A 15182-nucleotide genomic window follows, 5' to 3' on the forward strand; every position below is an offset into this window, starting at 1 on the left:
ATGTCCTGACAATAAATCAATTGTATTTAATTTGTTAGAAAAGCACATTGTAAGCCAGCCAATTCCCAGTGAATTGCCATCGATACCTGAAGAATAAAATAAATAATCTTGATTTACGCGTGGAGAGCTAAAAACATAAATTTAGCTCTCTACTCACAAAACCAATATACGGATCGTAATCTACATAGAGGACTTAACATGCAAAATCCAACAATTGTTATTGGCGTCATTGGTGCTGATTGCCATGCTGTTGGTAATAAGGTGCTAGACCGAGTGTTTACAGTGCACAACTTCAACGTCATCAATCTCGGAGTGATGGTGAGTCAGGATGAATATATTGATGCTGCCATTGAAACCGGTGCTCACGCCATTGTCATCTCCTCTATCTATGGGCACGGTGAAGTGGATTGTATTGGTATGCGTGAGAACTGCATTGAACGCGGAATTGGCGAAATCTTGCTGTATGTCGGCGGAAATTTGGTTATTGGTAAACATGCGTTCTCAGAAATTGAGTCAAAATTCAAAGAGATGGGATTCAACCGCGTCTTCGCACCCGACACTGATTTGGAATTAGTCTGTTCTTTAATGAAGGGCGATATTGAACATGCCATGCAACCAGAAGCAGCGGCTGGGGGCGTGCAATGATCACCGTTTCTATCGATATCGGCTCCACCTGGACAAAAGGGGCAGTGTTCGAGGTGGGAGATGATGACCATATTAATGTGAAGAATTATGCATTATCTCCTACTACGCCACACCATTTGGCTGAAGGATTTTTTTCGGTATTGAATAAGATCCTAAATGTTGCCGATGCACGCCCTTTATTAGCGTCAGGGCAGGTCAATATTGATTACTCCTCATCGGCCAAAGGCGGATTAGCGGTTGCTGCTATTGGGCTGGTGCCCAATATTACCCTCGAATCCGCCAAGGTCACCGCGCACTCTGCGGGGGCTAAAGTGTCACAACACTTCGCCTATAACCTGAATAAATCAGATGTACGGGCTTTAGAAGCATCACCGCCGGATATCCTGTTATTTACCGGTGGTACTGACGGCGGTGACTACGCTCATGGCCTGTCGAACGCAAAACTATTGGCTCAATCTAAATTGAAGTGCTCCATTATTTATGCCGGAAATCGCGACTTGCAAGATGACGTATTGGAGATCCTCGGGGATAAAGATTTAACCATTGTTAATAACGTGCTGCCCAATCTCGACAGCCCTAATCCGTTTGATGCGCGTAAAGCTATTTGCAACATTTTCCTTAAGAAGATTATTAGAGGGAAAGGTTTAGACGTCATCGTTGATCAAACGGGTGAAGACCCACTGCCTACGCCCTATTCAGTCTTCGAACTGGTGCAACAAATTCGCCAATACGTGCCCGATTGGGAAACATTCATGTTGATAGATATGGGGGGCGCCACCACCGATGTTTATTCCTCCTATAACAGTCATATGCTGCCCGACACCGTGATACACGGGATCCCAGAACCGCTGATTAAACGAACCGTCGAAGGTGACCTGGGGATGCGCGTTTCAGCGATGAATGCCGGCGAAACCGGTATGCCAATGATTGCTCATTACTTCTCACACCAACAAAGCCAAATTGATGCTTTTTATCGATATTTAACCCATATCACTGCACATCCGGGCTATTTACCCCGTAGCGACGAAGAAGTTGTTTTTGACCAATTGTTGGCTGGGATTTGTGTCGGATATGCCACTGAACGTCATGCGGGCAAAAAAACACAGGTTTGTACCTGCGCAGGCAATATTGACCTACAGGTCGGTCGCGACTTAAGCCTGGTTAAAAAGGTGATTGGCACTGGCGGGTGGCTATCCCGAGCAGAATCATTCGATATTCATAACTGGCTGAAATATCGCAATTTAGATGATGAGGGCAAGCAGGTTCTGCTCCCCGGCAAGTTTGAATATTACAGAGATACACAAGGTTTACTTCCCCTGCTCGCCAATGTCGCCCGTCGCTTTCCTAAAGCTGCCGCCCAAACTGGCGTTCGAATTCTGAACAAGTAAAAACTGGAGTCATGATGGAACTTCGCAACAAAAAGATTTCTTTAGATCACTTTATGTCCGAACGTTTTCACGTCTTACAAACGTGGCACACCGGCAAAGACGTTGAGAAATTTGAGGATGGCGTCAAGTATCAGCAAACAATTCCTGAGTCGAAAAATTTTGCCAAAGCGCTGTTTGAAGCTGACCGCCAAGGTATTACCTTAAGCCAACCTCGTGCCGGGGTCGCATTAATCGAAGAACATATCGCGCTGCTGACCGCGTTGCAAAAAGATTGCGACCTCCTGCCTACCACGATTGATGCCTATACCCGCCTTAATCGTTACGAAGATGCGGCCATCGGCATCCAAAAATCTATCGAAGCAGGGACATCAAAACTCAATGGTTTACCGGTCGTCAACCACGGTGTAACAGCTTGTCGCAGCATTACTGAAAGTTTGTCTAAACCGTTGCAGATCCGTCACGGAACACCTGATGCACGGCTGCTGGCCGAGATAGCAATGGCCAGTGGGTTTACCAGCTACGAAGGCGGCGGGATCTCCTACAACATTCCTTATGCAAAACGCGTAACGCTGGAGAAATCCATTCGTGACTGGCAGTACTGCGATCGCTTGATTGGGGTATATGAAGAGCATGGTATTCGTATTAACCGCGAGCCATTTGGCCCATTGACCGGCACCTTAATCCCGCCGTTTGTGTCCCATGCGGTCGCGATTATTGAAGGTTTACTCGCGCTGGAACAAGGTGTCCGGTCTATCACCGTGGGCTACGGCCAGGTGGGTAATATTGTGCAAGATATCGCGGCTATCCAATCATTACGCGAGCTGGCTCATGAGTATTTCCACGCTAATGGCTACGACAATTACGAGTTGAGTACCGTGTTCCATCAATGGATGGGGGGATTCCCGGAAGATGAGTCCCGTGCATTCGCGGTTATCTCTTGGGGGGCCGCAGTAGCGGGGATGGCCGGTGCTACCAAGGTAATTACCAAAAGCCCACATGAGGCCTACGGGATCCCAACTGCCGAGGCAAATGGTCAAGGATTAAGAGCCTCGAACCAAATGCTGAACATGGTTCGTGACCAAAAATTCCCACCTTGTCTGGAGGTTGACCGCGAGGTTGATCTGATTAAACGCGAAGTTCGCGCCGTTATGAACAAAGTGCTGGAGCTGGGTCAGGGCGATATTGCGATAGGTACCGTACGTGCCTTTGAAGCGGGAGTCCTTGATGTGCCATTTGCCCCCGCCACCTGTAACTCTGGCAAGATGATGCCCATCCGCGATAACCACGGCGCAATTCGCGTCTTCGATCCGGGTTCAGTACCCCTGCCTGAAGATGTACTGGCACTCCACCATGATTTTGTTGCTGAACGCGCTAAAGAAGAAGGCCGTGTACCTTCATTCCAAATGATTATTGATGACATTAACGCTGTATCCCACAGTAAATTAATAGGAAGACCATAATGAAAATCAAACACGCTCTGTTCACCGCAGGTTACTCATCTTTCTACTTCGATGACCAACAAGCAATCAAAAATGGCGCGAAATTGGATGGGTTTATCTATCAAGGCAAGCCGGTGACTGAGGGATTCACGTCCATTCGGCAGGCAGGTGAATGCGTCAACATCCAATTAATTTTAGAAAATGGGGCCGTAGCAGTGGGTGACTGTGCCGCAGTGCAATACTCAGGCGCTGGTGGTCGTGATCCTTTGTTTATCGCAGCAAATTTTGTTCCTTTCTTAGAAAAACATATCAAACCCCTACTGGAAGGGCGCGATATCAGTGAGTTTCGCCTGAATGCTCGTTTCTTTGACGACGTGACCATTAATGGCAAACAGCTACATACTGCCATTCGTTACGGCCTTTCTCAGGCATTGTTGGATGCCACTGCGTTAGCCACCGGGCGTTTAAAAGCCGAGGTAGTGTGTGACGAATGGCATCTGCCGCTGGTTGCCAAACCTATTCCGCTGTTTGGTCAAAGTGGCGATGACCGTTATATCGCCGTGGATAAAATGATCGTTAAAGGCGTCGATGTTCTGCCACATGGTCTTATCAACAACGTTGATGAAAAACTGGGGCGCAATGGCGAAAAACTGCGTGACTATGTGAGTTGGTTAGCCAAACGCGTGGCTGAACTGCGCGTTGATCCTAACTACAAACCGAATCTGCATATTGATGTTTACGGCACCATTGGCCTGATTTTTGACATGGACCCAATGCGGTGCGCCGAGTACATCGCCAGTCTGCAAGAACAAGCCGGCGATCTGAGTCTGTATATCGAAGGGCCGGTTGATGCAGGCAATAAACCAGACCAAATCCGCCTGTTAACTGAAATTACCCGCAATCTGGCAAAACTCGGTTCGAAAGTCAAAATTGTGGCCGATGAATGGTGTAACACCTATCAAGACATCATCGATTTTACTGATGCGGGTAGTTGCCACATGGTGCAGATCAAAACCCCTGATTTGGGCAGTATTCACAACATTGTGGACGCGGTTCTTTACTGCAATAAAAAAGGGATGGAAGCGTACCAGGGGGGGACTTGTAACGAAACCGATATCAGCGCCCGCACCTGTGTGCATGTCGCTATCGCCTCCCGTCCGATGCGGATGCTAATCAAACCGGGGATGGGTTTTGATGAAGGGATGAACATGGTGTTCAACGAGATGTCTCGCACCATCGCGCAACTTAATGCAAAGGCTAACTGATATGTCTAAGACCTTTAAAATTCTCTCACCAACGGCCATCTTGGGGTACGGATTCCCGGAAGAGAGCTTTATGAAAGCGATGGAGGAGTCACCTGATTTAATCGCTGTAGATGCGGGTTCCTCTGATCCCGGCCCTCACTATTTGGGTGCCGGTAAACCTTTTACCGACCGCGCTGGAGTAAAACGCGATCTGCGCTATATGATAACCGCAGGGGTGAAAAATGGTATTCCTGTGGTTATCGGTACTGCGGGTGGTTCAGGGGCTGCACCGCACCTGGAGTGGTGTCGCCAGATAATTTTAGAGATTGCCAAAGAGGAATCGCTCAACTTTACGCTGGCTGTTATCCCTGCCGACGTCAGTAAAGAAGTGGTGCACGCCGCCCTTGATGCCGGCAAGATTCAGTCGCTGGATTTTGTCCCTGAACTGACTCATGAAGCCATTGATGCCACAACCTATATCGTTGCTCAAATGGGGATCGAGCCTTTTCAGGAAGCATTGCAAGCGGGTGCACAAGTGGTGTTAGGTGGCCGTGCTTATGATCCCGCCTGCTTTGCGGCGTTACCGATTATGAGGGGATTCGATGAAGGTCTGGCGTTGCATTGTGGCAAGATTTTGGAATGTGCTGCTATTGCAGCAACACCGGGATCAGGCTCCGACTGCGCAATGGGTATTCTGGACGAAACTGGCTTTACCTTAAAAACCTTCAACGAGAAACGTCAATTTACCGAAACCTCGGCCGCGGCACATACCTTGTATGAAAAATCTGACCCATACTTCTTGCCCGGCCCCGGCGGGGTGTTGAACCTGAAAGCCTGTCGCTTTGAAAATGTCGGCAACGGCCAGGTTCGTGTCAGCGGATCAGTGCATGAAAACACGCCATACACCGTGAAGTTGGAAGGCGCACGTCCGGTGGGCTATCGTACCCTGAGTATTGCCGGCACCCGTGATTCCATTATGATTGCCGGTATTGATAATATTTTGGTCGAAGTGCGCAACAGTGTCGAAAAAAACCTCAAAATCGATCCTGATGCGGTGAAGCTCAATTTTCATCTGTACGGCAAGAACGGTGTCATGGGCAAAATGGAGCCAGAGCCGGATACCACTTCTTATGAATTGGGTATTTTGCTGGATGTTGTCGCCCCGACTCAAGCCATGGCTGATAGCATATGTTCACTCGCCCGCTCTACTCTGCTTCATTATGGTTATGCCGGGCGAATAGCTACTGCGGGTAATTTGGCCTTCCCATTCTCTCCGTCAGATATTCGAGCGGGACTGGTTTATGAATTCTCCATTTATCATTTGATGGAATACACACCAGAAGTTGCATTTAAATTCCGCCTGGAAAATGTAACAACCGAAGGAGTGGTAGCATGAAAAAATCAATTTTAGATTTGGCACACGTTGTCAGATCGAAAAATGCCGGTCCTTATGAATTAGTGCTGGATATTTTATTTAAGGATAAAGAGATATATTCAAGCATTAAAGCGTCAGGGCAATTTAAAAAAGAACTGATTGCGCAGCTCTATAAAATTGACGCCAAATTTGTACACCGCATTGTTTGGTTCGATCCCGCCAATGCTGTCAAGGTGGTCATGCCGCGCAGCCTGGTATCGGGTGCAGTAGGCGATACTGACGTCTATGGTGCTCAGCAACATGCACCATTATTGAAACTCGAGTTTAGCATTTAGTATTTCATTAACTGTAGCAATAGAAAAAACACTCTAATAATCCGGTGCACTGTGCTGCGTCATTCGCTTCGCCCTGCACCGTGATTAATATAGAGGCAAATACAACATCAGCACTGTTATTAATTAAGTTTAGAGCAACGATACCACCCTACTTATAAATGGAATCCTTATGAAATCAAAAAATTTGACCACAATGATCATATTGGGTCTGATAATAGGTATTATTGTCGGATTTTTAATTAATTCCTTTAGCAGCCCTGAGTTCGCTAAATCATACTCATCTGAAATATCTATTTTCACCGATATTTTCCTGCGATTGATCAAAATGATCATTGCGCCATTAATCATCTCAACATTAGTGGTTGGGATTGCCAAAATGGGGGATGCCAAAACCTTAGGGCGCGTTTTCTCAAAAACGCTGTTCTTGTTCATTTGCGCCGCATTCATTTCCATTCTGCTCGGGTTGGTGATTGTTAACCTGTTAAGACCCGGGGATGGGATTAACTTCGTGGCGGAAACTGCCAGCGCTGTTGACGGTATCGCACCGGTACCATTCTCGGCTAAGGTGTTTATCTCACACGCTATCCCAACCAGTATTGTGGATGCGATGGCACGTAATGAAATCCTGCAAATTGTTGTGTTCTCTATATTTATGGGGATTAGCCTGTCCGCCATCGGTGAAAAAGCTACCCCTATCGTTTCGGTATTAGATTCGTTGGCACACCTGATGCTAAAACTCACAGGTTACGTCATGTTGTTTGCCCCTCTGACCGTATTCGCTGCCATTTCAGCCATGATTTCTGAGCGTGGATTAAGTGTATTAGTCAGTGCCGGTATCTTTATGGGCGAGTTCTATCTCACCCTCGGCCTGCTGTGGCTTATTTTGATTGGTTGTTCAATCCTTCTGATTGGCCGCTGCACGCTGCGCTTAATTAAAGGCATCAGCGAACCTGCGCTGTTAGCTTTTACCACCTCAAGTTCTGAAGCGGCCTTCCCTGGTACGTTAGAGAAATTAGAAGAGTTTGGCGTATCCAACAAAATTGCCAGTTTTGTGTTGCCGATTGGTTATTCCTTTAACCTTGTAGGCTCCATGGCATATTGCTCGTTCGCGGTCATATTTATTGCTCAAGCATGTAATATCCATTTGAGCATGGGTGAGCAAGTCACCATGTTATTGATTCTAATGCTGACTTCTAAGGGCATGGCGGGTGTTCCACGTGCTTCATTAGTGGTTATTGCCGCAACGTTGAGCCAGTTCAATATCCCGGAAGCAGGGTTGATTCTACTGATGGGGGTTGATCCCTTCCTCGATATGGGCCGTTCTGCCACTAATGTGATGAGTAACGCAGTTGGTGCGGCATTGGTTGGGCGTTGGGAAGGTGAACACTATGGTGAAGGCTGCCGTGGCGTGGCAAAAGCGCGCACGGAAACTATCATGGTTAAAGAGATGGCGGTGATTCAAGAGACATTTACTCTCGAGGCGCAGGCCAAGTAATAGCCGCTCTCTGTTTGTTCCCGCTGAAAAAGCAAAAAGCCCAAGCTTGCAATAAGCTTGGGCTTTAAATTTGGCGCAAGGATGGTCTGCTAAAAAGAATGCGAATGCGAAACCAGGCAGCAATATCACGATAGCACTGGGTGTTACTTACAGATAAATGGTGCGTTGATTGTCAGAATAGCGCGCCGCTGGCGGGATGAATAGCAGTAACAATCTGATTTACGATGAGTTTGAGAAACGGGCCACTCTGATGGTGGCCCGTAAACAATGACTAAACTAGAAGTTATATTTAACGCCTACTACGGCAGAGGTATCACTGTAGCCTTTACCCCCCACTTGCTGACCAACGTTCATCCAGAGATTTAACTTAGGATTCCACTGGGCCTCAACACCAACTTTTAGCTCACCAATATTTCTAGTGCCATCTTGCTCAACTAACGTGCCACCCATATTGCCGCCAAAGCTCTTACTGTTATGGATCCAGTTAGCCTCAACGAAGGGTTCAAATACTCGCTGTTTACCTTTATCAATATCACTATAACCATTGATATAAGAACGAAGACCTAAGCGGGTCAGGATATTACCCTCACCTTCACTACTGATCTGGGTGCCACGTGCATCGCTGAAACTATCAGCTTTGACGCCCATCCAGACAATCTGAGCTTTCGGTTGCAGGTAAAATATTCTGTTATTTTCCGGCGATTCGCTCATTTTGAAGGTATAGCCCAGCTCGGCTGAGGCCGTGAAGCCGTTGGACTTATAGCTTTCACTGGCAAGGCTTTCACCGCTGACAGTATTGTTAAACCAGTTATACAGAACCCAGGTATCAACATAAGTGCCGTTCTTATCAGCATCATTATCATACCAAGTGCCATATAAGCCGGCGCTATAGCCATCAACCTTACCTTTGGACCCGATGCTGGTAACACCAGAGTTCGTGTTACTTTGCTGATTGGCATAACCCGCCATCGCGCCTAAATGCCAGCGATTGAGATTATCATCACTCCATTGAGCAATATCACCGCCTAACTGCAACACGTAACTATTACTCTGGGTTTTCAATTGACCAGAGGTATCACGGGAGCGGTTATGGCTACCAACCTGGCGCATCCACATACTGGTCACTTTCTCTTCGCCCGTTAAGGCATCGATATATTGGGTTTCACCTAAACGATCATGCAGTCGGGTCATAAATAAGGTATTGGCCCCAGCAATATTCGCTGCATAGCTGCTTATCTCAGGCCGTAAAACCGATGGTTTTGACAGATCTGTTGGCGTGGTCGGATCGGTCGGGCCACTGGTCAATTGGCTGGTCAAATACCAGTTGCCTGTATTCACCCCATTGCCACGACCTAAACTATATTCATAAGCCCCGGCAACGATACGGCCATCTTGTGTAAATGTACCGGCAGAGTCACCGCCAACATGCACAACCTCAATACCATTGAGCGTTTCAGCACCCTGACCACCCACATTCGCAACCGTCACTAAAGTATTACCTTGAGTGTTACCGTCAACAATGAGTTTATCTGTCAGTGAGTTGTCATCACCCAGAACAGTATTAAGATACAGATTGCCATTATTTCCCAGATAATCGCCACTGACATGCAGTTGATTACCGACGGAAGTTGATGCCGAACCAATATAGGTTGAACCGCTGTTAATGAGATTGCCGCCCACTCTAAAGGTCGTGGCAGGTGATAATGAACGGGTGAGCGCTCTATCGCCTACATATAACGACCCCAGATTATCGATATTACCGGCAACACCACCATAGCCTGACATAAAGCTATTATCGGCAATATTGACTTGCTGACTGGCTAAAGTCACAGATGTATTGCTATTGCCTAAGGTAATCCCACCCTGATTAATATCGGTCAGGCCGGTGTAAGTCACATTGCCCATTAAGGTCAGCACTGCCTGACCTAATTTAGTCAGGTCACCAACGCCACTGACATTATTTAACAGCGTCCAGTTAGAACTGGTATTCAATACCAACGCTCCATCATCTTCCACATCAGCACTGCCTAGATGTTGAGCCTGAGATGCGGTCAATACAGATGTATTATCAATCTGATAGCGTCCGGAGAATGATGCATTATCTCCTTGTAATACCGCCTGACTGTTGTTCAGTTTAACATCACCACTGTTGCTCAGATTATTAACGAAATGCCCTGTAGCACCCGTCAGATTAAGTTTACCGCCATTATCAATATCACCCGTACCTAAGCCGCTGATATGGTTCAGACTAACTTGAGCAGTATTAGCAATCTCAGTTTTGGCAGAAAGTTGATCATTGGCACCATTTACCGTTAGCGTATTATCCGCAACGGTCAACGTTCCTGCCCCGGTCAAATGACCATTAGAAACACCACCTTGATTGATAGTCAGATGACCACCACTCAAATTAACCCATGTTCCTAACGCGCTTTCAAGCTGACCAATGGTCTGACTAAAAAAGGCCATTTCAAATATGCTTTGATTGTTTAACTGCAATTTTTCGGTATTACCCAGAACGTTATTCGCGCCCATCGATAAGGTGCCGGAGCGAATATCAGTAACACCGGTATAGCTGTTGAGTGTATTTGATAACGAAACAGTATTTCCTGCACCGGTATCGATTGATAAATCTCCGCCACCCACTACTTTTGCACTAAGATCGGCGGCCGCACCTGTTTTCCCACCAGAACTCAGTGTTAAAGCATTTGCACCATCGCTCAATAACTCCACTTGGGTTAAGCCATAGTTCACAAACAAATCATCATTATTATTGGCGCCCGTGGTTAATCGATAATCGTAAGAACCATTAGCAACGTGCACACCATTTTGCTCGATGTCCGCCATTGTTTTATTGGTTATTACTGTATTAGTCCGATTATCAATTAGCTGTAATGCGCCACCGCTTCCGGTGACAACGCCAAGGGAGTCCGCCAGTTTGAGTAATAGATTGGCATCATCTTGCTCCATTAACGGGGTAACATCGGTCGATGGCGTTGATGGTGGCAGATAGTTTTGAACGCTTTCAATATTAATACCGACTTTGCCGGTACCTGTCAGGTCTAATACATTACTGGTCTGGATTTGACTTTTTTCCGGCTGACCTGGTGTTCCGGTATTGAAATTAACTGTGCCGCCGTCAAAAATTAGCCCGCCGATACTCTGTAGGCTATCACCAACGTAAGTCACACTATTTTGGCCTAATTTCAATGTGGCATCGGTTAGCGCTTGCGTATTGCCCTCTTTCAATTGGAAAGTACTGTGCCCCAAGGCAACCGTACCGGCAAAACTGTCAGCATAGTTATTCGTTGTGAAATCAAAACTCTGACCAGAAGTATTGACGCTCAGTAACCCAGTGCCCGATAAATGGCTATTAAAAGCCACAGCATTATTATTAACAATGGCAAGTTCACTGGTCGCATCAATGCTATAGCCAGTATCAGCGGCATCATCTTTAGCATCACCTAGTGTGAGTAAGGCGTTGTCTAATGTCAGCGTCGAGTTATTTTTTAGTTCAATATCTTCCATGTTCAAAATGGTAGTTTCATTCAGAACACGATAAACAGAATTATCCAGTTGCAGGGTGTCGTGACCAACACCACCGTTTAGTGTATGGAATAAAGTATCTTGCTCACTAGCGGTGATATCTTTTAAGAAAAAGCGGTCATCACCAGCACTGGTTTTAAAGTCGGTGCCTTCGCTACCACTGACCAGCGTAATACTATTATCCTGGTCGTTGAGTAGATTGACCTGACCGCTGATAATGGCATTAGCCGCATTGGTAAATGCTACCGCAGGGCCAGAAAGCGTTTGCAGGGCTAATTGCGTGACATTTGCCGCTAAGATTTGGCCATAGTTAGTAAAGGTATTTACTTGACCATTATTGATATCAACAACCGAAACACCACTCACTGTGGACTTCGATTCAAGTTTCCCGTGCTGATTCACTGTATTACTGATACCACCAACGACTAAGGCTGAACCACCGGTTGCCTGATTAACATTAATATTTGCACCGCTGGTAACACTGGCAGATGAATTAGTTATCAAACCTTGCCCACTGGCTGAATTAACGTTAATCGTTAGCCCCTCAGTTCCCGCCAGGTTGAGCTCAACATCCGTTATTTTATTTCCGGCTATATTTTTCTCAAATAAGAAGCCAGTGCCGTTAGTTCCTTCAACATTAATCGTCACATTATCAGTCTGTGCCAGAGCTGTTGCTGTGCGTATACCCGCCCCAGTACCGACATTAATGACTGCATCGCTCAATTTGATATTACTAATTTCAGCCGTATTCTCTATACCATTACCACTTCCAAGCATATCAATAATTGCACGTTCGATAGCCAAACCTTTTGCGCCAGCTTGTAATAACACACCATGAGCTGTGCCTCCGGCTTTTGTTTGGCCCGTTCCATCCAGTGTCAGTGAAGCACCGTTATCGATTAAATAAGCTGCGGTTTCATCCGTCGCTTCAATCGTGCTGGTGTTATTTACTCGGGCGTTCTCACCTTTAATATGAACGGCAGTGCCTTTAACTTTTATGGCACCCTGATTATCCAATATTCCATTATCAACCAGCACCCCAGTTTTACCTGTTCCACTAGTTGAAAAATCAAGGCTACCTTTATGAAGCAGAGTCCCGCTGTTACGGGCAATATAGCCAAAAGCACCATCAACAGAATGTGCTGAACCTAATTGGGCATAACTGGTTAAAATAGAGTTAGTGCTGAAACTCTCCGGTACTTCCAGGCCATCAATGCCATAATATTTACCGTCAACAATGCCTGCTGTCGCACCATTACCTGCTACCCGGATAATATCGGCTGTTTCGGTAATTGTGCCGCTTGCGCCACCTTCCACGCGAATACCGGTAGAACCTTCACCGTTAACGTCGATTTTTAGTTTACCCGAAGTAAAGTTACTGGCAGTGCCGGTAGCATTATCCATTCCTGTCACTAAAAATAGAGTGGTATCTTTTGATTGGGCGGTTAGTTGCGAAGATAAATCAATAACATCAGAGCCGATAAAACTAGCCCCGCCATCCAGACGGTATAGTGTTGAACCCTTGGTGGTTAATGTTTGCGCCTGAGATGTGCTATTGAGAATCTGGGATCCCAGACCGTGAACGAAGTAGCCAATCTGGTTATCGCCATCAACGAAATTAACTTGGGCGTTACCTTTGACATCAATCTTGGCACCATTACGGGCATGTACACCGATGGCACCTTCACCTTTCAGATTAACTTGCCCCTCGATCTCTGCGGAAGCATCACTACCTTCAACCCATATACCAAAGTTTCGCGTGCCGTTAGAAATATTGGCACCACCTTCAATATTAATACTGCTATTCGAGCTGGTAGTTGCTGAGGCATTTTTATTGGTAGATAACACCTTTAAAGCAACGGCATTAACACCATTGAGTTCGATAAGACCATTATGATGAATATCAGTATCACCGGTGTTTTCAGCCCACATGGCGACATTTTGTAATGGATGAGTTGATGCATCACCATTAATGATGATTTGACCATTATTCGTCAGAGAGGTGCCGGCATTGTCTCCGGTCGCAATCATTCCAATGGCATTTTCGGTTTTGCTACCAATGGTAATGCGGCCATTATTGGTTGCATTACCTTCAATCAGGCGGATGCCCTGTTGTAAGCGTTTGTTGGCTGTATCACTCACATTTTCTGGATTAGCAATATCATATTGCGCAGCTCTGCCAATATAGATATGGCCGCCAGCTTCATTGGTAAATGAAGAACCCGTACCATCAATAATCGCCCCAGCAAGATCGGCATCAAGAAAATTATTATTAACGCCAATATTCATTATTCCGGTATTACTTGCTATCGCACCTGCCGCAGTCTTAATCAGATAATTGGTATCGAGAACAGAACTGGCATTCTCCACATAGCTCCATCCGGCCAGATTCATAATTCCGTTATTAATAAAGCGCGCATTTGCCCCCTCAGCGGTGACAGCAAAGCCCTGAACATAAGCTAAATCTTGAGGATAGGGGTTAGGTGATGTGGTATCCCAATTATCACCTACGAGGTAGCCACTCGAAATAATACCGTTATTTGAACCAGTACTATCTTCCATTATTCTCATCAAATAATACTGACCGGAAAGTTGCCCCCCCTGTTCTACTTCAATGTGGGCACCATTTTTAGCTAGCATAGCGCCTAAATTATTGATTCGGGCATCTAACTGCCCACCATCTTTAATAACCCCTTTTGCACCATAACCATCGGCAACAATCACCGCGTTATCACCAATAGACATGGTAACTTCATCTCCAGGGGTGACTGTATAGTTGAAGCTACCTGTTTTATTTGTAAAAGTTACGCCCTGTGCTAAGGCATTATCATAGGCTTGCTGGGATTTTAATTGACCCTGTTTTAATGCCTGGATCAGAACATCATTATAGGCTTTTAACTCAACGTCATTATTGACAGTATAACTGTTGTTATCAAAGCCGATAAAAGTGCCCTGATAGTTTGGTATACTATATTCGAAATTAGTGGTCCCTACTCCAGCCTGTTCTGGGCTCCAGGCTTCGAATACCACCATATTTTTTGATGTCCATTCAACAGTGCTGTTATTCCCTTTAGCTACCGTTAAAAAACTTTGTTTCGCAGCAATTCTTATTTTGTTTTCAGCCGCGGTTGATGGCAACGCAGAATTACCCAGATTAATAGCTAGCGTGCCATTTTCGACGGTGCCGAAACGCGTGTTAATATATTGTTGCCCATTAACATCATGGGGAATGGCCGTAAACCAATAATTAGAGGCTCCCCAGTCTGACGAAGTGATTTTACTACTATCATAGGTTGCAACCACGATATTTGAGCCGGTAATATCATCCCATGTTGTCACGCCCTGGGTTTTATCACCCAACATTAAATGCTCTTGACCATTCGCGTCTGGATAAAGGTCACCAAACAGTTTGCCGGTATAGCCAGACTCACCTTGAATAATCGTAGATGCATCGCCTGTCAGTGTGATCCTGTCACCATTATTGACATAAACTGCACCAAACTCATTGTCGTTTGTCGTGGGGGAATATTTGTTGGTAATGGTGCAACTGCCATTATTACTGACACTGACTCCACCTTGAGTCCCGTCTACCGTTTGGCAACTCGAGGCGTTGGCGGCATTTGAAAAATACAATGCGCCACTGCAGGCAATAATGACGCCTACAGCGACTTTAGTAAGCTTAACTCCACTGATTATATTAACAATATTCATAAAGGAG

At 46.0% G+C, this 15182-nt stretch carries 8 protein-coding genes; 7 read left to right on the forward strand and 1 reads right to left on the reverse strand.

From position 1 onward, the window contains the following. The first annotated feature begins 198 nt into the window (after positions 1-198). The 7 genes from glmS to V2A85_RS16335 all read left to right on the forward strand — a co-directional run bounded on the left by glmS (position 199) and on the right by V2A85_RS16335 (position 7921). Entirely contained in the window at positions 199-645 is a 447-nt protein-coding gene (glmS, locus tag V2A85_RS16305; protein ID WP_372559435.1) for a methylaspartate mutase subunit S, read from the forward strand. Next, a complete protein-coding gene (gene glmL, locus V2A85_RS16310) occupies positions 642-2033 on the forward strand; it encodes a methylaspartate mutase accessory protein GlmL (protein ID WP_372559436.1) in 1392 nt (463 codons plus the stop codon). The genes glmS and glmL overlap by 4 nt, the downstream gene beginning before the upstream one ends. A 14-nt stretch (positions 2034-2047) precedes the next feature. Next, complete coding sequence (locus V2A85_RS16315; RefSeq protein ID WP_372559925.1) at positions 2048-3493, forward strand: methylaspartate mutase subunit E; 1446 nt, start codon at positions 2048-2050, stop codon at positions 3491-3493. Further along, positions 3493-4737, forward strand: a complete 1245-nt coding sequence (locus V2A85_RS16320) for a methylaspartate ammonia-lyase (protein WP_372559437.1) — start codon at positions 3493-3495, stop codon at positions 4735-4737. Before V2A85_RS16315 ends, V2A85_RS16320 begins: the two co-directional genes overlap by 1 nt. Before the next feature lies 1 nt (position 4738). After that, on the forward strand, positions 4739-6112 hold the full coding sequence (locus V2A85_RS16325) for an acyclic terpene utilization AtuA family protein (protein WP_083158308.1): 1374 nt from the start codon (positions 4739-4741) through the stop codon (positions 6110-6112). After that, positions 6109-6426, forward strand: coding sequence for a DUF4387 domain-containing protein (locus tag V2A85_RS16330; protein WP_420071848.1), 318 nt, complete (start codon positions 6109-6111; stop codon positions 6424-6426). Before V2A85_RS16325 ends, V2A85_RS16330 begins: the two co-directional genes overlap by 4 nt. Positions 6427-6595: 169 nt before the next feature. After that, positions 6596-7921 (forward strand): dicarboxylate/amino acid:cation symporter, encoded by a 1326-nt coding sequence (locus tag V2A85_RS16335; protein ID WP_083158306.1) that lies wholly within the window; start codon positions 6596-6598, stop codon positions 7919-7921. Positions 7922-8197: 276 nt separating this feature from the next. Here V2A85_RS16335 and V2A85_RS16340 read toward each other — a convergent pair whose 3' ends face one another. Beyond that, positions 8198-15097, reverse strand: a complete 6900-nt coding sequence (locus tag V2A85_RS16340; protein ID WP_420071849.1) for an autotransporter outer membrane beta-barrel domain-containing protein — start codon at positions 15095-15097, stop codon at positions 8198-8200. Positions 15098-15182 lie beyond the last annotated feature (85 nt).

Source organism: Yersinia sp. 1252 StPb PI, assembly GCF_048593885.1.
In the GTDB taxonomy this organism is placed as follows: domain Bacteria; phylum Pseudomonadota; class Gammaproteobacteria; order Enterobacterales; family Enterobacteriaceae; genus Yersinia; species Yersinia enterocolitica_E.